Here is a 20,909-nt window from a genome sequence, read left to right as displayed (position 1 = left end):
ATGTGCGTCGCGTCGTAGCCACCGCCGTAACCGCCGACGCCGCCGCTGCCGGCCTGCCCGCCAAGGGTGCCGGTGCCCGGTCCGGCCGTGCCACCATGACCGCCACCCTGACCGCCAATCCCGCCGCCACCGCCGCCACCGCCGCCGTAGTACGCACTGGTGACCCCTCCGCCACCACCACCACCGGCTGCCGCGTTGCTGGTCACCGTAACGTTGTTCAACGTGAGGATACCGGCGTTGAAAATCCCCCCGCCCATGGCACCGGTTGCGCCGTAGCCGCCATTACCGCCGTTGCCCGAAACCAGGCCACGGGTAATGACCAGACCATCCAGGGTCACCGTGCTGCCGGAGGTGATTTCCACCACTCGGGTCCGGTATTGGCCATCGAGCGTGACGTCGGCAACCCCGTCATTGTTCAGGTCACCATCGACGGTGATGTTCTTGTTGATCAGCAATTCCGAGGTGAGCTGCACCGTCATCCCGGAGCTGAAGGTCACGATGTCGCCGTTCTGCGCCGACGCCAGCGCTGCGCGCAGCGAGCCGACCCCGGTGTTGGCATTGTTGGTGGCGGTCCAGGTGGCCAGGCCCCACTGGTATTCGCTCATCGCCTGGGTCGACAGCACGTTGGCACTTTCGATGGTGCCGGTGGCGATCTCCAGATCCCAGTCGCCGCCCAAGCCCGTGCGGTTGCTGGAGGCGGCCACGTCGCGGCCGGTCAGCTGCGCCAGCGAGTCGACGAAGCTCAGGCCACGATCCCCTTCGGCGGTGTAGCAGCCGTAGATCAGGATGTCGCCGCCAGCATTCATGTCCTTGCCGATTTCCGCCAGGATCGCGCTGCGCTGGGCAACGTTGTCGGCCGACAGATAACTGTTGCCCAGCCACAGGTCACCGGCATTGCCGTGGGCAATGATCTGCACCGAGCTCACGCCCTGATGCTGGTCGAGATAATCGGCGATCTGCTGCAAACCGTCCTTGCCGGCATCGAGCTTGACCACTTGCGTGCCGGGGGCCACGCCCTTGAGCAGGCTGTCGGCATCCTTGACCCGGGAATCGACGAACACCACGCTCTGCCCCGGCACGGCTACCGGGCTGGCGGCGGGCGTGGCATCGGCCTGACCATGGGTGTCCTTGCTGGCGCTCGGGTGGTCGGCGGCCGGTGCTTTCGCGGCGTCGGCGGTGGCATGGCTGTCAGCCTGGGCGGCGGTGTCAGCGACGGTGGCCGCGACGGCGCCGTCGAACAGCATGCGCGGTTCGAGCGACATGATCATGGGCGCCGCCAGCGTCCGTTGGCCTTCGGTAACCCGCGACTTCTGCTTGCTCCACCACATGTTGCTCACCCGGACTCGAACACAGTTGTTGACGCATCAATGAAAAACGCCGCGATCAACTGATCGCGGCGTCGGACTTCATACGAATGACATTGGCAGCGCTGGCTGAGCCATCGAGCCAGAAGGACAGATCGGCGTATTGCTTGAACAGGTCCGGCGGCAGGATCGTACGCCGCGACTGCAGGGCGACCTTGGGTTTGACCTTGTGCAGGCCAGCCACACCGAGGGCCTGGTCGAACTCTGGCGCGTCATAGGCCAGGTGCTCGAAATCGTGCTCGAACCAGGGTTCGCCGATGAAGTCGTAGACCAGCCGCAGCACCCGCTCCGGGGCTTGGGTCAGCAGGTCGTAATCGACGATCAGCAGCGAATCGGCGTGCTCGCCGTAATAGGCTTCCTTGAGCGCCGCCCAGGCAAAACCCACCAGGCGATTGCGCTGGGCCAGGGTTTCGCAGCGGCTGTAGACCGTGTTGCGCTCGACCGCATCGCCGAACAGCTTGGTGTTTTCGAAAGGATTGGCGCGGTACAGCCGCTCCAGGCTGTCCATCACCCAGGCGACGTTGCGCACACAGGCGATGACCTTGGCTTGCGGGAACAGGTCGTTGATGGCCGGCAGTCGCGCAGACCACTGGCGGTTGGTGTCGAATACAACCGGTTTGTCGGCCTTGTCGGCGTAATAGGAATCGAACAGACCGCGCAAAAGGCGGCGGCGCATGTCGGTGTCGATCACCGCGCCGAATTCGCTGCCGGCACTGCATTGTTCAAGGACACCGGAGAACAGCGCGCCGACCGGACTGGTCATGCCGGCATGAAAGCGAGGGTTCTGCAGGAGGATCGCAGAAAGGAGGGTAGAACCTGAGCGCGGCAAGCCGGAGATAAAGTGGAACTGCTGCAATCCCTTCACCGTATTTGTAAGTCCTTTTGTCTGATGAGCGTAATCCAACAATACCCATTCGACTAGTAGTGTTTTGATATCAGAAAAGAGCAAAACGGACTTAAAAACTTCGTATTTATCGCGAATAAAATGGTGAAGCGTTTAAGTCAGTTCTCTCCCGATCCATCGGGCGTCTGCACCGAGAAAAGTCGCGCTTTCGCCCCGCCCGCCTGCACCTGATCCCGCAGTTGCCAGGTCGCAGGCAAGGGCAGAAATGGATCGGGTACTTCCATGTCCAGATCACCGATTAACCAGACCCGGGCACTGTCCTTCGGCAGGTCTCCCAACCGATCAAGGTAGACCTCATCGGACACCAGCGTGCCGAAACCATAATGGTTCGGGCGAGTCGAGCGCCCTTCGGCAGTGGGCGGCGTAAACAGCCGGACTTGAGCCTCAGTGCGGTTGTAATAGACGTAACTGAGGTACCAGAGCATGTCGCTGGTGACGATCCGGTCGCCGCTGGCGAAGTGGCGGTTGACGTAATCGACCATGACGTTGAACTGGTCATTGCGGTCGACCGTGGCGTTGTTGTTCACCCCGATCATCTCGACCCCGACCAGCGACAGCAGCACCGCCATCGCCAGCACGCGCACGCTGCTGTAGAGACGGTCGATGGCCAGCGCCGCCAGCATCGGCAACCCCAGCGCGTAGGCAGTCAGGTAACGCTCGATGAACACCGGCGTAATGAAAGACACGGCGAACACCAGCAACAACGGCATGCCGGTGTAGACCGCCAGCAGCACGCTGCCATGGTTCACGCTGCGATCACGGGCAACGGCGACAGCCGCCAGCACCAGCAAAGCCAGGGGCACACCGCCGAACAGCAGCAACGGGAGATGTTCGCCCTCGTCCTGAATCAACCAGAGCCAGATCATCGACGGCAGCGAAGACAGGGTCACCGGATCTTCCCAGCCCACATCGCCGCCGGCCTTGAGCGCGTCCATGTGTTGCAGCAGGTCGATCAGGTTCGGTAGCCACGGCAGGTAGAGCACGACGATGGCGAGATTGGCCAGCCACCAATCCTTGCGCTGGAGATGCTTCAGGCGATAACCCGGCAACAGGCGGATCAACCCCAGATACAGCCAATGGCTCAGCGCCGCCAGCACGGCGAAATAGTGTGTGTACAACGCCGCCGTCATCAGCAGCGCATAGATCAGCAGATAGCGGTGACGCTGCGGTCGCCTGATCCACTTGACCAGCACCAGCGTCGCACCGATCAGCAGCAAACCCAGCAACGCATACATGCGCACTTCCTGGCTGTAGCGCACCGCCGTCGGCAGCAGCGCCAGCAACACCCCCGCGATGATCGCCGCGCGGCGAGTGGCCAGCCGGTCGACCAGGCTCACGCCGAGTCCGACCGTGGCGATGCCGGCCAGTGCGCTGAAGCTGCGAATGGCCAGGAGGCCGTCGCCGAACACGCCGATCCAGCCGTGCAGCAGCATGAAGTACAGCGGCGGATGCACATCGAACGCGGCATGCGTCCAGATCCCGCCCGGCGAATAGCGCGCCAGCAGCAGGCTCGAACCTTCATCGCCCCAGATCGCGGCAGCCGTCAGGTCATAAAAACGCACCACGGTGGCCAGCAGCAGGATCGGTATCAACCAGTGCTCGCGCGCCCAGCGCAACAGGCGCCGGACACCGGCATTCGGTGCGGCGAACGGATCCTGAGTATCTCCCAGCGGTGTCTCGCGAAGGACCTCCATCAACCTCCCCTCAGCGTTTTTGCGAACACAATTGCGTCATCAACTGCCAACACTGTAGGCCAGCACCGAAGTCGACGCGCGGCCACGACGACGTCCGGCAAGTCCGTCGATCCGGGTCTACGCTACGGCGTGGCGTGACCTGCCCGCGCAAAAGGAAGGAGTCAGCACAACGTTTCGACCGGCCCGACAACAAGGGCGACCGCGCGGCGCGCCGACCACACAACAGAAGGATGAGGAACCATGGAAGTCTTTATGGGTACGATTCAACCGTTCGCCTTCAACTTCGCCCCGAGTGGCTGGGCCTTGTGCAACGGGCAAATCCTGGGCATCTCGCAATACCAGGCGCTGTTCGCCTTGCTGGGCACTTACTACGGCGGCAATGGCACGACCAACTTTCAACTGCCCAACCTGCAAGGTCGCGTGCCCGTCGCACAAGGCACCGGACTGGGCCTGACGCCGCGCGTCATCGGTCAGGTGTACGGCACCGAAAACGTCACCGCCACCATCGCCAACATGCCCAACCACACCCACGCGATGACCGGCCTCACCGCCAACACGGCCTTGTCCCTGGCTGTACCCGCCAGCAATCCGGCGACCGTGCCGACCGCCACCAACTCGTACATCGGCGCCTCCGGCGGCGGCCCGGGTTCGGCGAACATTTACTCCGACGCCCAAGGCGCCACACCGGTGCCGCTCAAGGGTGTGACCACCACCGTCACCGGGGACATTTCCTCCACCGGCGGCAGCCAGCCACTGCCGATCCTGAACCCGGCCCTCGTCCTCAACTTCAGCGTTGCCCTGAACGGCCTGTTCCCGTCGCGCAACTGAGCAAACGCCGGGGGCTTCACCGCCCCCGGCCGTTCTTTTTTCACTGGAGTCAGACCATGCTGCAAGCGGTTCAGATTCAACACGTCCAGCCGTTGCTCGGACAGCAACGCACGCTGCACCTGCCCGATGGCACGGCATTGCCGATCCGGATCGAGCACCTTGATGAGGTCCCCGCGGCGAAAACCCGCTACAGCGAACGCATGCCCTTCTGCCTCGAATTCAACAGCCTGGTGCCGACCGACTTCGTCGACGGTTTATGCGCGCTGGAGCTGCCGGAACTCGGCCGGGTGGAGGACATTTTCGTGTCGCGGGTGCCGGCGATGGGGCGGGATCCGCAGTTGGGGTATTTCTGCATTTCGTTCAACTGATTCGCCACTCTGAAAATCTTGTAGGGCGATTCTGTAGGATGCGGCTAAAGCCCTTGTAATCCGGGCTTTTAAACCGAATGAATTGGGAAACGTCCGACATAAATTCGCGGTTCATCTTGTTAGCGTTGTTCCGAATCTGTCACAGGACAAGGAACAACGGATGTTCAATGCCAATGCTCGTTTGCGCCTCATCACCGACGCCTTTAAACACGACCTGCAGGTGCTGTCCTTCACCGGCACCGAATCCATCAGCCAGCCTTACTCCTTCGACGTCAAACTGGTCAGCCCGAGACCGGACATCGATCTTCCCGGCCTCATGCACCGGCAGGCTTTTCTGGCCTTCGATGACCACGGCCATGGCGTTCATGGACAGATCCAGCACATCGGAAGGGACGATATCGGGTACCGGCTGACGCAATACCACCTGACCCTCGCGCCATGTCTGACGAATCTGGGCCATCGTTTCAATCAGCGGGTTTTTCAGCACCTGAGCGTTGCGCAAATCATCGGGCAGATTCTTCAGGAACATGGCATTCACGCGGATGGCTACCTGTTCCAGATCGGCCAGGCCCTGCCGGATCGTGAATATTGCGTGCAGTACAACGAATCCGACCTGCACTTCATCCAGCGTCTGTGCCAGGAAGACGGCCTGCACTATCACTTTCGCCACAGCCTCGACAGGCACCTGCTGGTGTTCGGCGACGACCAGACCGTGTTTCCCAGGCTGGCCCGACCGACCCCGTTCAAACCGCGCAACGCGATGGTGGCCGACCGGCCGGTGATCCACCGTTTAGACTGCGGGCTCAATACCCGCACCAGTCGCGCCAGTCGGCGCGCCTACGATTTCGAAAGGGCGCGCATCGTGCTGGAGTCCGACGCGCGGATACCGAACGAGAACTGTCAGCCTGATCTGGAGGATTACGCCTATCCGGGGCGAGTCCTCGACCGGGAGCACGGCAAACTGCTCGCCCGACGAATCCTGGAACGTCATCGCAGCGATGAGCGCGTGGCTCAGGATGACAGCGACGAACCGGCGCTGGTGTCGGGGCATTTCCTGTCGTTGTCAGAACACCCCGACCCCGCATTGAACGACCTTTGGCTGCTCACCGAAATCGAACACGAAGGCCAACAGCCTCAGGTGCTCGAAGAAAGCGGCAGCGACATCGCCGTGAGCGATAAAAGCGACTTCGTCCAGGGCTACCGCAACCATTTCGAAGCCACACCGTGGGATGCGATCTATCGCCCGCCGTTGCGCTACGACAAACCTTCCATCGGCTGTACCCAGACCGCCGTGGTCACCGGGCCGGAAGGCGAAGACATCCATTGCGACAGTTACGGCCGGGTCAAGGTGCAGTTTTTCTGGGACCGCAAAGGCCAGCACGACGACAAGAGCAGTTGCTGGTTGCGGACCACCACGAACTGGGCCGGCAACGCCCATGGCAGCGTGATCATCCCGCGCGTGGGCATGGAAGTGCTGGTGACGTTTCTCAACGGTGATCCCGACCATCCGGTGATCAGCGGTTGCCTGGCCAACAGCGCCAACCCGGTGCCCTATGAATTGCCGGCGCACAAGACCCGCAGCGTGTTCCGGTCCCGCAGCACGCCCGACAGCAATGGCTTCAATGAGCTGATGATCGAAGACCGCGCCGGTCAGGAACTGATCTATCTGCGCGCCCAGCGCGATCTGCAGCAGAAGATCGAGCACGACAGTCACCTGGATATCGGCAACCAGCGCCGGGAAACCATCAAGGGCAACAGCGTCAGCGTGCTCCACGCAGAAGAGCAACGCACCATTACCGGTGATCGCAAGACCCATCTCAAGGCCAGCGACTACCTGCACGTCAGCCAGAACAGCCACACCCGGATCGGTCAGTCGCTGACGGTCGAAGCTGCCGGGCAGGTGTGTTTGAGCGCTGGCGAGCATCTGGTACTGGAGGCCGGAAAAAGCATCAGCCTGAAGGTCGGTGGCGAGCATTTTGTGCTTGATCACGGTGGTCTTTTCGGTAGCAGCGACCTGCTGATCGGCGGCGCACCGGCGGCCTTTCTACGCGCGCCGATTCTGCTGCCCGACAGCGTTGAAGATCTGGCGCCATCGACGCCTCTGCCGCCACTGGTAGCTCCCTCGCAAACCGCCTTGATGGCTGACAGCAAAACGCTGGGTGCAGATTTCTGCCCGATCTGCGAGGCCTGTCGAGGAGGAGCGTGCCTGATCGAGGGAGCCGCCGCATGAGCCAATCCTTTGTGCCGCACTGGCTGATCGAGCAACACCGGGCGGATCGCCTCCTGTGCCTGGTACTCGACTCGCAGAACGAACGCGACATGCGCCAGCGCTGGCTGAAAAGCAGCCGTTACGAGCAGTACGCCAGCGTCTACGGTGAAACCGTGGTCGCCGAACTGGCGGACACCGGCCCGTTCCTGTTCACCTTCGACCAGCCCGACGACCGTCGCCTCGATGCCCTGCTCGACAGGCCCGACAGCCATTGGGGCTGGCTCGCCAGCCTGGGCAAAGGCGAGTTGAAGACGTGGATCAGGCACTGGCAGGAACGGATGCTCGTCGGCACCCGTCCGCATCAGGCGCTGTACCGCTTCCACGACAACCGGGTGCTGGCCCGGGCGCTGGAACATCTGCCGGTCAAGGCGCTACCGGCGTATCTCGGGCCGGCGATCAGCGTGTGTTACTGGTAGGGCTCGCATTGGCAAAGCACCGACAACCCAGCGCCCGGCACCAATCTGCTGCCGGACTCGCCGCCATGGCTGCACCTGCCGATGCCCGATCAGCCCGCCATGGAGATTCGTCTGGCCAATGCCCACCGTTTTCTGCTGGCCGAGCATGTGCAGGCCTACGCCGGGCTGGCGGGCTCGCAGGATCCGCACATCTGGCTACGCGAGCGACTGGCACAGGCCGAAGCCTGGGGCTGGCTGGCGCCGGAGCGGCTGGAGTTTCTGCTGATCCAGAGCCTGCACACCCCGGCCCTCGCGCCTCATTGGCAACCCCGACCGGACGAAACGCCGGATGAGCACTTTGATCGGGTTTACCTGCTTTCGAAGAGCTGGAGCGGGGAGATGCCTTCATGAAGATTCAGCTCAAGAGCATCGTCCTGATCGGCGCCTTCGCGGCACTGGGGGGCTGCCAGGGAAAACCGCCCAACACCTTCAAATTCACAGCCGATCTACCACCGGGGTTTGCCTACGTCGCAGTGGTTTATTACGTACCCGAGAAAGGCCAGACCTGCACGGTCGACAGGCGCGACAACCTTGCGCCGGTGTTCAACAGCAAGTGGCGCACGGAGTACAAGCCGGATGCCGAGATCACGATTCGCAAGATTGTTAAGGGGTGTCCGTTGGTCGTGAGGCGAATCGAGCTGGAGATCAACTCGAGCTATGGCAAAACACGGGGCGACTTCAGTGGTGACGAAGCCATGGTTTTCATCCGCGATGATCTGGAGGAGCAGTTCAAAGGCGTATTCAACGAGGCCGGTGAAAGCACCTTCCACGGTCAGTGCGAGTGGTGGTTTCGCACCTCGGGCAAACCGCGAATTCTAAGAAAAATCCTGGATTGCAGAACGGTCGATGCCCAAGGAGCACGTGCCTACGGGAAGACCTTCGGGGCTTTTAACCCTGATCAACTGCCGGGCAAAACGGTGAGGATGAAGATTACTTTGGCAGAGGAAGAGAAACCCGGATGGGGGGATACGTGGGTGAAAGTTCCGAATGGCTGGAAGCGATGCCTGGGTGATGGATATGACGATCCGCATGCCTATTGCAACGGCAATTACACCGACTTCAGCACATTCAAAATGCCTGATGGCCGAGTCTGCACCATTTATCCGGGCTGTACGGAATAAGGAGGTTTCGCCATGACATCAATTCAAAAGGAGCTGCAATCTCCAACACTGACCTCCCCGACGATTGGACTCGCGCTGCGCAGTGCGACTTTGGTTGTTTGCCTTGCCCTCATCGCTGGGTGCAAAACCCAACCGGCAAATACATTCACTTTCACGGCAGAGCTACCGCCAGGGTTCGCCTATGAAGCCCTCGCAGAGTATGAGCCGATCAATAGTAGTGAAAACTGCAGAGCCATAGACCTCCGCAAAACAGCCAACAGATACAACAGGAATTGGCGAGAAACGTACGAGCCGGTTTCCGAAATCGCCATCCGCAAGACCATCAATGGTTGCCCGATGGTAATACGTCGAATTGATCTGGACATCAGAGCCGCCTACGGGAAGGACTGGAGCGACATTAGCGCTGATAGTGCAGCTGTTGTTATACGGTCGGAATTGGACGATCGCTACAAAGGCACTTTTAACCATAAAGGTCTAAGCATTTTCTACGGCCAATGTCAGTGGCTTTTTCGCACCTCAGGTAAGCCGAGGATCCTGCGAAAAATACTCGACTGCAAGGAAACCGATGCTCAGGGCACTCCACAGCCGGGGCGCCCGTTTGCGGCATACACCCACGATCAACTTCCAGGCACAACCGTGAGGATGAAAATCAAAGTAGCAAGGGAAGAACAACCTTACTTCAGGGACACCTGGGTAAATTTTCCAAATGGCTGGAAGCGATGCTTAGGCGACAACTTTGAGGATCAGTACGCCTTTTGTTATGGCAACTACACCGACTTCAGCACTTTCACAATGCCGGATGGCCGAGTCTGCACCATTTATCCAAGTTGCACTGAGTAAGGAGGTTTCACGATGGAATCAATTGAAAAGGATCTGCCGTCGCCGTTAGGCGGCCGCATGCTGACATGTCCTGCCGGTGGCAAATGGACAAGTTTTCAACTCATCGATGAGTTTTACTCGGGTGAGCCCTATGCTGGATTGGCCTATGTCGCCACTGATTCGGAAGGCCATAAATACATAGGACGTCTGGATGCAGCGGGCAAGGGCAGAGTGGACTATCACTTTGCGGGGCCTATATCGTTGCTATTTGATCAATCGTATGAAGGAAAGGAACAGCTCTACTCAAGTTTGCAAAGCAGGCGACATTACCCCCTAAAAATAACCGAACTTCAGGTACGCGCCGAAAAAACTCGTTATCTGAACCGGAATGCCACCCGCACACGGGAACGACCCGAGATTGCTGACGGTGCAGACTACTTTCAAGTCGAAGTCCGTCACCTGGTCAGATATGCCTCGCATCTGCCACCCGAGGTGTATCGCGATTACCCTCTCGACTCCGGCTGTGCAGCCATCATGCGCGAACACGGCAAACTGGGTGTCGCTCTGATGCCACAACGTCACACTGTTCTTGAAGTGCGCCCGTTACGCGCGTTGCGACCGATGTTATCCACAGCTCCGCAATTCTGTGCACTCAATCTGTACCAGCTCTCATTGATGGCAACCTTGAGCTACTGCCCCTTCGGTCAGAAGCCAGAAAGTGCTCCCATCAAAGAAAATCGAGTGACCTTTCCTTTGCAACCCAGCGTAGGCAATTGGTTTGGCGACGCCTTGGCCAAGTCCGACGAACTATGGAAAGTCGACTCGAATCAAATCAAAGCCTATTACCCTCTGTACGAAGACGTGCCGTATTCCAAACGCCTGGAAATCGTTCCATTCGACTCGGATCTGTACGAAGTGAATGACCCGAAGAGGATCGAGTCGCAAGAACATCCAGCCAAGGTTCACTTCCTTGATGACAGAAGCGAAGGAAATGAGGCTACCGACACCCAAGCCTTCATCACCCACAACGACGAACTGATCCTGATCGCCGTTCGCGGCACCGCCGAGATCGTCGCCGATGGGTTACGCGATGCCGATGCCTTGCAGGTGCCGTTTGCGGAAGGCGAAGGCCAGGTACATCGAGGTTTCTATGAAGCGGCCAAAAAAGCTGGCGCATTCGCCGTCAATTACCTCGAAAAGTTCTACACCGGCCAAACACTCCTGATCTGCGGCCACAGCCTCGGTGGCGCAATCACGCTGCTGCTGGCCGAAATGCTCCGCCGTAGGCCTGAGGGCTACAAAATCCAGCTCTACACCTACGGCGCCCCCCGCGCCGGCGACGCGGATTTCGTTAAGGGTGCAGCCGATCTCGTGCATCACCGCATGGTCAACCACAACGACCCGGTGCCCAGCGTGCCCGGCAGCTGGATGAACACCAAGGCCGATATCTACGGCACCGGGGCAGCGCTGACCTTCGTGAATGTCCCGCTCGGTCTGTCGGTGTTCGTCGCGGGCATCACCAACTGGACCGGGGAAGCCTACGACCACCACGGCCGTTTGCGACACGCCATGCCGGTGGAGTTCGGCCGCCAGCAGGTGTCGTCAATCCTCTGGGAGCCGGGCTGCGACACCATCACCCAGCACGCAGCCTGCGACGTGGCGATCCGGCAGCGGCACGGCCTGCCGGATCGGCCGACGTTGCTCAAGCAGATCTTCGACGCCGGGCACCATTCGATGACCGGGGCCTACATCCCGGCGTGCTGGGCGGTGTTGCGGCGTTGGCAGGAGGCACAGGAGTCAAACCGCACGCTGGTTACCGAGCGAGAATTCGCGCTGGTTGAGACAGCGCTGCAGCGCATCACCGATCAGTTGCGCCGCCAGCGCAGCAATTTGCCGGGACGGCCGGACAGCTATGTGCGCAGCCGGAAAAACATCGTCGAAGCGCTCAATCATGAAATCGAGAACATCCGCACGACCCGCGAACGGCTGGCCAGTCTGCGGCACCGGCGCCTGACGACCACGGATGTTTATGGATCGCTGGCAGAACAACCGGAACGTCTGGCCGAAAGCCTGCCGCGCTGGCAGCTGCACCGGGAAAACCAGGCAGAAGAACAGCTCGCCATGGCACCTGACGCCGCCGAGGATGACCCGCTGCTGGTAACGCTCTACGGTCACAGAATTGGCGCGCCCCACACTTTCGACATTGACTCGATCATCTGACTCAAGCCTGTGGATACCACACCAGCCGCTCCGCCGCCGGGTTGCGCTCCTCCACCGCAAAACCCAGCGCCAGGTAGTGCTGGCGCGCATGGGGGTTGTTGGCCCAGACCACCGTCGCCACCGGGCAGCGCACTTGCTGCGCGGCTTTTTGCACGCCTTGCAGCACGGTTCGTCCGTAACCTTTGCCCCGGGCCTGTGGAATGAACGCGAGGTACAACACGCGGATTTCATTGACGCCGAAATCGGTGCTGAGTGCGCCGATGGCCGTGCCGAGTTTTTCTACGATGTAGTGCATGGCGTTGGGATGGTTTTCCCCCATGCCCTGCTCCTGCACCTGAAACTGCTGGGCGACGATTTGCTGCACTTGCTCCTGCTCGCCGTCGATCCATTGCAGATCCGGCCGCGCCGATTGATAGAGGCTGTGCAGAAATGGCCCGTCCGACGCCCGCGAAGGCCGCACCACCAATCCGTCCGCCGCCAGGTTGTCCGTCATTTTCATGCTCCCTAGAAACCGCTTTCCCTGACCCCCAGCGCCGCCATGCGGCGCCAGGCCACGCCGAGCACCGACTCGCCGCTGCCCTGCAACACCACCACGCCGCGCAGCGGCTGCACCGGGGTCGGTGCCTGATTCAGCGTAGTCAAACGCACGCCGTATTGCGCCTGCACCGGTTCCGCCCGTTGCTGCTGATCGCGGCGCACGGCAATCGACCCGTGGTGATCGGAAGTCAGCGCTTCCTGATCGACATAGGCCACACCGTTGGTGTCGATTTCATTGAGTTGCACCGCGATGGCGGCATGCATCGGGTCGTCGGCGATAAACCGCCCGGTGGCACCGGGCTTGACCCGCCACAGTTCGGCTTCGGCCAGGTAACCACGCAGTCGCGTGCCGTCCTCGACCACCCGCGCCAGCGCATCCTTGCTCGACAGCCAGCGGCCCGGCGTCAGGTTCGGCAGCAGGTCACGCACGGTGCCGGCATGGGGTGCGCGTAACTGCAGGCGTTCGCGTTGGGCGGTCAGGCCACGGTATTCCGCCACCGCTTCGGCGAGACGCTGCTCGACGATACCCGCGTCGGCAGCGGTTTCACTGCGGCCGGCCTGACGGCGCATCAGCAATTGCTGGATGCGGATTTCCCGGCGAACGATGGCCTGCCGCGAATCGAGATCGGGTGATTCCAGCTCGATCAGCACGTCGCCCTGAGCCACGGTCTGACCATCCTCGACCTTCACGGCTTTGACCCGCGCCGCCGTCGGTGCGTGCAAGGCACTGGCGCGACCGCCCTCGAGCATCGTCGGCAATTCCACCGAACTGCGCCACGGCACGATCAGCACCAGCAACAAGCCGAGTACCGCCAGGCTGCTGAGCAACACCCGAGGGCCGTGAGCCTGTTCGCGGCGGCTCCACCACTGGCGCCACTCACTCATGATCGGCAGGAAGATAAACCACACCAGTTCCACCAGCATCAGGAAGATCCCCAATACCTTGAAGAACAGGTGATAGACCGCCAGCGCGATCCCGAAAAACAACGCCGCACGCCATAACCACGAGCCATACCCCCAGATCAGCAAACGCCGCTGCATCGTCGGCGACCAAGGCTCCGGCGCCGGCGCGCCATAGCCGAACAAGAACTCACGCAGGCGCCAGCGGCAAAAGGCAAAGGCCCGGCCCTGAAGGTTGTCGACCTCCCACAAATCGCTGAGCAGAAAGTAGCCATCAAATCGCATGAACGGGTTGAGATTGACCACCAGCGTGGTGATCCAGGTCGCGCTGGCGAGCATGAACGCCGCCGTGCGACCGGGCCCGTCCGGCAGGAACGACCAGACCAGCAGCGCGATGCTCGCCAGCAGTAATTCCGCCAGCACCCCACCGGCACCGATCAGCAGTCGCGCGCTTCGATCATTGACCCGCCAGGCATCGCTGACATCGGTGTAGAACATCGGCAGCAAGACCATGAACGCCACGCCCATGCTTTGCACCCGACACCCGGCGCGCTTGGCCATGAACGCATGACCGAACTCGTGACAGAGCTTGGCGAAGAACAGCGAGATGCCGAACGCGATCGCGCCGCCGAGGCTGAACAGGTGCGGAAAGGTGCCGACGAACCGCTGCCAGTCCCGCGACACCAGAAACACCCCGAGCGCCAGCGTCGCCGGCAGACCGTAGCGCAAAACCTTCGGACCGAAGCGCTCCAGCCACGGCCAGGCACGGTTGAGAAAAGCGTCCGGGCGCCACAGTGGAATGCGGAAGAACAGGTATTGATGCAGCAGGATTTTCCACAGGCTCTGGCGTTGTACGAGGGCCTTGAGCCGATAACTGGCGCGCTGTTGCTCGTCGAGGGCACTGATCAGATCGTGACCGCGCAGGAACTCCAGCAGTTGCGCCAACTCGTTGCCGTCGAGGGGCAAACCCGGTTCACGATTGGCGGCGCGCAGCACTTGTTCGGGATCGCCCAGCGACCAGTGGCGCAACAGGCGCATGGCCGCCGTGCCGAGTTTGAAGTAGCGCCCGCGCACCGGGTCGGCCAACGTCCAGCGCGGCGAACCGTCCAATGCCGGCGCCGCGGGCGACAATTGCAGGTCGGCACGCAGGCTCGGCAGGGTCATTTACAGACCTACGCTCTGGCGCAGTCCGGCGAGCGGACGCCGCAGCAGGTACAAGGCCAGTGGTGCGCGGTCGCCGAATATTTTCGCAGTGCCACGCAGGCCGATACGCGGCGGAGCGTCGGCGAAATTGGCGTCCAGCCGATAGGCCAATTGCCCGCCGGCGGTGGGCTGCGCCTCATAGGCCGAGCGTTCGAGGGTGGCGAGGTGGCGTTGCAGCGGATCGCTGTCGAGAAACAGCGCGACTTCGGCGCCCGGCTCCAGCGAAATCGCATCGCCCACGGCCAGTTCGATACGCAGTTCGGCCTGGCTCGGGTCGGCGATTTCCATCAGCCGTTCGCCGGTCTGCACCGGTTTGCCGGTCCAGCGCTCGGCATCGGCGAACACCGCAATGCCGTCGCGCTCAGCGCGTACTTCGCTGCGGTTGAGCAGTTCGCGAGCGTAGTCGCGTTCGGCGCGTTTCTGTTCGGCGCGGGCGGCCAGCAGGTCGACCCGGGAGCTGGATTCGGCATCAACGAACGAGCGCTGGGAATTGGCTTTGAGTTCCGCTTCGGCGACCCCGAGCGCACGCTCGGCGACATCGGCCTGAGCCTTCAGCGTCGTGCTTTCAAAACGCAGCAACAGGTCACCGGCTTTCACGCTCTGGTTGGGTTTGACCAGAAACTCGGCGATCACCCCGTCCAGCGGTGCGGCGACAACGCGCCCGCCCTGAGGCACCACTTCGGCGGGCGCCAGCACCGACTGGCGCACCGGGATCAACAGCCCGAGCAACAACAAGGCGACCAGCGCCACCTGGCGTTTACGGGTCCAGCGCAGCCGCCAAGGTTTTCGCGGTTGCAACGCCAGCCAGGCATGGCTGTAGGTGTCGCCCAGTTGCGACAGCAGCACTTGCTCGGAAGGGTTCCACGGCAGATCACGGGCCAGCCACAAACCGCCGAACACCTGACCCTGACGGTCGATCAGCGGCAACCAGAACACTTGCATGGCCGACAGGCTGCGCCAATCGGCCTGAATCGATTCGCCGACCATTTCCGGCGTGATCACCCGCGCCTGTTTCAGCACATCCTGCTTGAACAACTGCGCCACAGCCTGCTCGACGAACGCCACGAACGGCGCATTCGGCTCCACCGCGCTGACCCCGGTCACCGCCTGCACCTTGCCGGCAATCAACAGCGCCGCATGGCGAAAACCGAACAGCGACTGGCCGTCATTGACCAGGCTGTAGGCCAGTTGCGAAATGTCTTGGGCCGCGCGGGTCTGCCGTTCGAGATCGAGAAACCGCGCGAACACTTGCTCGGCGGCGCCGCTCACCGGGGCGTTCACTTAAGCTCCGGAAAACGCGCGGTGCCGCTCATACCGGCGAGCAAGCCTTTGGCTTCGGGGAGTGTTGCGACCAGCAACAGGGTCTGACTGCCCTCATCGATCCGCGCACCGAGGCGTTTGACCGTGGCGTCGATGGCCTGACCGGTTTCATCGGGCACGAAGCTGAACGACTGACCGGGCTTGAGCCTGGCCATCCAGCGCGACGGCACCAGCAGATGGATTTCCAGGGTGCGGTTGTCGACCACATCGAGCAGCGGCGCACCGGCCGGCACGCTTTCATAACGCTGCACCTTGCGCTCGACCACTTGCCCGTCGAATGGCGCAACCACGCTGCAGCGTTTGACCTGGACTTGATAAACCTGAGATTGCGCCTGGGTCTCGCTGACCTTGGCTTCGGCCCGGGCCACTTCGAAACGCCCGACGGAATTGAGCGCCGCCAGTTGCCGGTTGTGCGCCAGCTCTTCACCGGCGCCACGGCTGGCGGCTTGCGCGGCGTTCAACTGGGCCTGATAAGCCGAACAGTCGAACCGCGCCAGGGTATCGCCCTTCTTGAACGACTCGCCCTCGCTGAACGGCAACTCGATAATCCGCCCCGACAACTCACTGGCCAGCGTCGCCTGATCCCGCGCCCGCAACACCCCGCGCGCTTCACTGCTGGCCGACGCATTCGCCGCCCCGCCGTTATCCAGCAGCGGATCGTCTGGCGCGGGCGTTTGAGCCTGAACTGCACACGTTACAAAGGTCAATCCGACAACCCAACCACGAAAACGCCGCATAACCGTTACTCCCTGACGGATGCTCGGAGTCTACGACAGCGGGGATTAGCGTCAAGCGAAAGGCCATCATTCGGGTGGGAGAATCAACGCTGCGCCATCTCCCCCACCGGATACACCGACTCCCATCCCCCACCCAACGCCCGGTACAACCCGACCATCGCCAGTGAAACGCCGGTGGAGCTTTCCACCCATTGTTCCTGGGTGGCGAGCAGTGCGCCTTGCACGGTGAGGACGTTGACGAAGTCGACCACGCCTTCGACGTATTGCTGTTGTGCGGTGCGCAGGGCGATCTGGTTCTGGCGCACGGCTTCGGCGAGGCTGTCGCGGCGGCGCTGGCTGGCGTTGTAGGCGGTCAACTGGTCGTCGATTTCGTGCCAGGCGCGCAGGACGGTCTGTTGATAACCGATCGCCGCTTCCTGTTGCTGGGCTTCGCGCAGTTGCAGCACGCCGCGCAGGCGGCCGCCGTCGAACAGCGGCAGACTGAATTGCGGGCCGATGCCGAAGGCCCGTGAGCCCCAGGAGCCGAAATCACTGAGCTGCATGGCTTGCGAGCCGAGATTGCCGGACAGGGTGATGCGCGGATAGAAATCGCCCTTGGCCACGCCAATGTTGGCGGTGGCGGCATGCAATCGGGCTTCGGCCTGGCGGATGTCCGGGCGACGTTCGGCCAGTTGCGACGGCAGGCCGATGGCGACGGTCAGCGGCGACTGTGGCACTGGCGCATCTGTGGATAACTCTTTCGCCAGCGCCTGCGGTGGTTCGCCCATCAACAGGCTGATGGCGTTGATCAGTTGCGCCTGACGTTGCTCCAGCGCCGGCAGGCGCGATTCGATGGCCGCCACTTGCGCGGCGGCTTCGGCGACGTCGAGATCGGTGGCCACGCCATCATTGAGGCGCAGTTGCGAGAGCTTCAGGCTGTGCCGCGCCACGTCGAGGTTCTGCTCGGTGACCGCGCGGGTGTTCTGCACACCACGCAGCTGGATGTAGTTCTGCGCGGTGTCCGCGAGCACCGCCAGCAGCACACCGCGACGGTCGTTTTCCGCGACTTCGAGATTGGCATCGGCCGCTTCGGTTTCCCGGCGCACACGGCCCCAGAAATCCAGCTCCCAAGAGGCGGAGAAACCGGCATCCCACAGGTTGAAGGCAGAATCGCCGTTGTGCCCGGACGGGTCGTTCAGGCCCTCGCCGCTGTTGCGTTTGCGTGCGTAGCTACCGGTGGCGGCAGTCGTAGGATAACGGTCGGCGGTGATTACCTGGCGGGCGGCGCGACTTTGTTGCAGACGGCTGCTGGCCAGTTGCAGATCGAGGTTGCTGCGCAAGGCGCGCTGGGTCAGGGCCGAGAGTTGCGCGTCGTGAAAGACTTCCCACCAGCGCTCGTTCAGGGGTTCGCTGACGGCCTGGCTGACGGCGGTTTTCGACGGTTTTGCCCACTCGGCAATCTGCGTGGCTTCGGGTTTCTGGAAGTCCGGGCCGACGGTGCAGGCCGCCAACGCCGACAGACTCAGGACCACTGTCAGGGACTGAAAGCGCTTCATCGCTGCGTCACCTCACGCACCGACGTCGCCGAGCTTTCGGTGTCGATGCTCGCTTCTACCGACATCCCGACCCGCAGCCGTTCGGCCATTGGCTGGCCCGGGTCCAGCAGGACCTTCACCGGAATCCGCTGCACGACTTTGGTGAAGTTGCCGGTGGCGTTGTCCGGTTTGACCGCCGCGAAGGTCACGCCGGTAGCCGGGGCGATGCTCTCGACACGGCCGGTGAGCGCTTCGCCGCCGAGGCTGTCGACCCGCACGATAACGTCCTGCCCCGGCTGCACGTCGGTGAGCTGGGTTTCCTGGAAGTTGGCGACCACATAGGCCTGCTTCAACGGCACCACCGCCAGCAGTTTGCTGCCCGGCGTCACATAGGCGCCGACCCGCACGGCGCGCTCACCGATCATGCCGTCCTGGGGCGCGGTGATGCGCGTGTAGGACAGCTCGAAACTGGCGATTTCCAGCGCAGCCTGAGCGTGTTTCAAACTGCCTTCGGCGGCATCGCGCTGCGCCGTCAGAATCTCGACCTGTTTACGTTCCGCCGCCAGTTTCGCGGTGGCCGTGTCCAGCCGCGCAGAGGCCTGATCGATCCGGGTGCGCGCCTGTTGCGCGTTCTGCACGGTGCCGGCACCGACGCCGGCCAAGTGGTTGTAGCGGTTCAATTCCTGCTGGGCGAAGGCCATTTCAGCCTTGGCCGAAACCACCGACGCCTGCGCCTGAGCGATCACCGAGGTCTGGCGCTCCAGCGTGGCCCTGGCGTTCTGCAATTGAGCGCGGGCGACCAGGGTTTGCGCATCGGCGGCCTCGGCGGCGGCGCGCAGGTCGCGGTCATCGATCAGCGCCAGCAACTGCCCGGCCTTGACCTGCTGGTTGTCTTCCACCAGCACCTCTTTGATGAACCCCGCCACACGCGGCACCACCAGAGTGAAGTCGGCAGAAACGAACGCATCGTTGGTGTTCTGCTGAGTACGCTTGCCGAACAGGCCCGGCATCGCCAGATACACCAGCACACCGACCGCCAGCGCAGCGGCCACAGCCACCGCGAGTTTTTGCTTTGCTTGAGTCGTCATAAAAACCTTCTGTTCCAGTCAGGTTGGCGCGCGCGGCGGATAGATCCGCGTCGGCAGCCAGAAAATCAGCAGGATCAGCGCCACCGCGACGCCGGCCATGCACAGATAAAGATCCGAAGAAGTCAGCACCACCGCCTGTTCATGCAGGCGATGGGCGAGGCCGGGGTCGTTGCTTGCGGCCAGCGGCGAGTTGCCGAGGCGATCGACCAGCATCGTCGAGTGAAAATGCAGGCGCGAAGTGGTCAGCGCCTCGATCACGCCGGTGGCGACCACCGCCGCCAGGCCTTTCACGGTGTTGAACCAGGCCGAGGCGAATGGCCCGTCCTGCGGCTGGATGCTGCCGGTCGACAGCATCAGCAACGGCAGCACCGCCATCGGCTGGCCGAAAATCTGCAGCCATTGCAGCACGTAGAAATCGTCGCGAATCCATTCCGAGGTCAGCTGCGAGCCTCCCAGACACGACAGCGTCAACATGCTCAAACCGACGCCGAGCACCCAGCGGCAATCGACCCAACGCAGGTTGCACAACGCCGCCACCAGCGGCAGCGCGAGCAGTTGCGGCAGCGCCGCGATCAGCATGATCGGCGCGGTCTGTACCGGCCGATAACCTTGCACCTGAGCCAGGTAACTCGACGGAATCAGTACCACCGCCAGCAGCACCACCAGCACGCCGGCCAACGTCATCAACGCGAACGACAGGTTGCGGATGCCGAGCATCTGCAACTTGAAAAACGGGATTGGCTGCGACCATTCATTGATCAGAAATGCCACCAGCAACAGCGAACCGGCGCCGAGCAAAGCGCAGATCAGGTTCGACTCGAACCAGTCAAGGCGATTGCCTTGCAACAGGCCGATCACCAGCATGCAGATCGCCGGAAAGCCCAGCAGCAGGCCTTTCCAGTTGAACGACTTGAGGCGCTCCAGACGCAGCGGATCCTGTGGAATGCCCCAGGCAACCATCGCCATGGCAATCAGGCACGGCACGATGATTTGCCAGAACGTCCACTGCCAGCCGACGTATTCGGTCCACAACCCGGCCAGCGGCGTCCCGAGACCGGGGCCGAAGGTGGCGGTCAGGGCGTAACCGGCCAGACCGTAAAGCTTGATGTTGGCCGGCAGGAATCGCAGCGCAACGGTCATCAGCATCGGCGGCAACGCGCCGCCGGCCAGGCCTTGCAGGATGCGCATCAGCAACAGGCTTTCGTAGTTCGGGGCGAACGGGCAAAGCACCCCGAGCAGGGTGAACACGCCAATGGCGCACAGGGTGAAGCGACGCAGGGAAAAGGTCACCGAGCACCACGGCGCGAATGCCATGGCCGCCACCGAGGTCGCGGTGTAACTGGCGACCAGCCAGGTGCCTTCGTCGTAACCGATGCTCAGGGCGCCGCGAATGTCGGCCAGGGCGACCTTGGTCACCATCTCGTTGAGACCCGACACCAGCACCGCCAGCAGCACACCGACCAGACCGATGATGATCCGCGCCCCGAACACCGGTGGCGCGGCTGCCATCGGAGCGGTAGCGGCAATCGGTGCCGTGACCGTCAGGGATGTCATGCAAGCAAACTCCG

At 62.3% G+C, this 20,909-nt stretch carries 18 protein-coding genes; 8 read left to right on the top strand and 10 right to left on the bottom strand.

Annotation, left to right across the window (positions count from 1 at the left end):
- The 3 genes from AC07XZ_RS27855 to AC07XZ_RS27845 all read right to left on the bottom strand — a co-directional run.
- Positions 1-1,328: DUF4347 domain-containing protein (locus tag AC07XZ_RS27855; RefSeq protein ID WP_146024044.1), on the bottom strand; the 1,328-nt coding region annotated here is incomplete at its 3' end.
- Between the two features lie 55 nt (positions 1,329-1,383).
- Positions 1,384-2,229 (bottom strand): sulfotransferase family protein, encoded by an 846-nt coding sequence (locus AC07XZ_RS27850; RefSeq protein WP_011331872.1) that lies wholly within the window; start codon positions 2,227-2,229, stop codon positions 1,384-1,386.
- 137 nt (positions 2,230-2,366) lie between these two features.
- A complete protein-coding gene (locus tag AC07XZ_RS27845; protein ID WP_102688569.1) occupies positions 2,367-3,962 on the bottom strand; it encodes a glycosyltransferase family 39 protein in 1,596 nt (531 codons plus the stop codon).
- Between the two features lie 240 nt (positions 3,963-4,202).
- Here AC07XZ_RS27845 and AC07XZ_RS27840 point away from each other — a divergent pair, with 240 nt between their 5' ends.
- From AC07XZ_RS27840 to AC07XZ_RS27805, 8 genes are all read left to right on the top strand, one after another.
- Positions 4,203-4,790, top strand: a complete 588-nt coding sequence (locus AC07XZ_RS27840) for a phage tail protein (protein WP_064382667.1) — start codon at positions 4,203-4,205, stop codon at positions 4,788-4,790.
- A gap of 56 nt (positions 4,791-4,846) precedes the next feature.
- Positions 4,847-5,158: a DUF6916 family protein gene (locus tag AC07XZ_RS27835; protein ID WP_102688568.1), complete on the top strand. Its 312-nt coding sequence runs from the start codon at positions 4,847-4,849 to the stop codon at positions 5,156-5,158.
- Positions 5,159-5,318: 160 nt separating this feature from the next.
- Positions 5,319-7,388 (top strand): type VI secretion system Vgr family protein, encoded by a 2,070-nt coding sequence (locus tag AC07XZ_RS27830; RefSeq protein ID WP_102688567.1) that lies wholly within the window; start codon positions 5,319-5,321, stop codon positions 7,386-7,388.
- Positions 7,385-7,843 carry a DUF4123 domain-containing protein gene (locus tag AC07XZ_RS27825; protein WP_309474341.1) on the top strand — a complete coding sequence of 153 codons (459 nt, stop codon included), beginning with the start codon at positions 7,385-7,387 and terminating at the stop codon, positions 7,841-7,843. Before AC07XZ_RS27830 ends, AC07XZ_RS27825 begins: the two co-directional genes overlap by 4 nt.
- A gap of 81 nt (positions 7,844-7,924) precedes the next feature.
- Positions 7,925-8,233: a hypothetical protein gene (locus AC07XZ_RS27820; protein ID WP_309474342.1), complete on the top strand. Its 309-nt coding sequence runs from the start codon at positions 7,925-7,927 to the stop codon at positions 8,231-8,233.
- Positions 8,230-9,003 carry a hypothetical protein gene (locus AC07XZ_RS27815; protein WP_085748523.1) on the top strand — a complete coding sequence of 258 codons (774 nt, stop codon included), beginning with the start codon at positions 8,230-8,232 and terminating at the stop codon, positions 9,001-9,003. The genes AC07XZ_RS27820 and AC07XZ_RS27815 overlap by 4 nt, the downstream gene beginning before the upstream one ends.
- A 12-nt stretch (positions 9,004-9,015) precedes the next feature.
- Positions 9,016-9,843 carry a hypothetical protein gene (locus AC07XZ_RS27810; protein ID WP_219733687.1) on the top strand — a complete coding sequence of 276 codons (828 nt, stop codon included), beginning with the start codon at positions 9,016-9,018 and terminating at the stop codon, positions 9,841-9,843.
- A 12-nt stretch (positions 9,844-9,855) separates the two neighbouring features.
- Positions 9,856-12,042: a lipase family protein gene (locus AC07XZ_RS27805; protein WP_102688566.1), complete on the top strand. Its 2,187-nt coding sequence runs from the start codon at positions 9,856-9,858 to the stop codon at positions 12,040-12,042.
- A 1-nt stretch (position 12,043) separates the two neighbouring features.
- Here the strand turns inward: AC07XZ_RS27805 and AC07XZ_RS27800 are convergent, their stop codons facing one another.
- From AC07XZ_RS27800 to AC07XZ_RS27770, 7 genes are all read right to left on the bottom strand, one after another.
- Positions 12,044-12,535, bottom strand: coding sequence for a GNAT family N-acetyltransferase (locus tag AC07XZ_RS27800; protein ID WP_371921046.1), 492 nt, complete (start codon positions 12,533-12,535; stop codon positions 12,044-12,046).
- A gap of 11 nt (positions 12,536-12,546) precedes the next feature.
- The gene (locus tag AC07XZ_RS27795) at positions 12,547-14,643 is read right to left on the bottom strand and encodes a site-2 protease family protein (protein WP_102688564.1); all 2,097 of its coding nucleotides are present in this window, start codon (positions 14,641-14,643) and stop codon (positions 12,547-12,549) included.
- Positions 14,644-15,963 carry an efflux RND transporter periplasmic adaptor subunit gene (locus AC07XZ_RS27790; protein ID WP_102688563.1) on the bottom strand — a complete coding sequence of 440 codons (1,320 nt, stop codon included), beginning with the start codon at positions 15,961-15,963 and terminating at the stop codon, positions 14,644-14,646.
- Positions 15,960-16,739: an efflux RND transporter periplasmic adaptor subunit gene (locus AC07XZ_RS27785; protein WP_085748527.1), complete on the bottom strand. Its 780-nt coding sequence runs from the start codon at positions 16,737-16,739 to the stop codon at positions 15,960-15,962. Before AC07XZ_RS27785 ends, AC07XZ_RS27790 begins: the two co-directional genes overlap by 4 nt.
- An 83-nt stretch (positions 16,740-16,822) precedes the next feature.
- Positions 16,823-18,274 (bottom strand): efflux transporter outer membrane subunit, encoded by a 1,452-nt coding sequence (locus tag AC07XZ_RS27780; RefSeq protein WP_102688562.1) that lies wholly within the window; start codon positions 18,272-18,274, stop codon positions 16,823-16,825.
- Entirely contained in the window at positions 18,271-19,341 is a 1,071-nt protein-coding gene (locus AC07XZ_RS27775) for an HlyD family secretion protein (RefSeq protein WP_102688561.1), read from the bottom strand. Before AC07XZ_RS27775 ends, AC07XZ_RS27780 begins: the two co-directional genes overlap by 4 nt.
- 18 nt (positions 19,342-19,359) lie before the next feature.
- On the bottom strand, positions 19,360-20,895 hold the full coding sequence (locus tag AC07XZ_RS27770) for an MFS transporter (RefSeq protein WP_102688560.1): 1,536 nt from the start codon (positions 20,893-20,895) through the stop codon (positions 19,360-19,362).
- Between the last annotated feature and the right edge of the window lie 14 nt (positions 20,896-20,909).

The organism is Pseudomonas sp. GW458-11-26-14-LB4 (genome assembly GCF_059423925.1).
The sequence above is the reverse complement of the archived record's forward strand: the minus strand, read 5'-3'. Positions and strand labels throughout refer to the sequence as shown.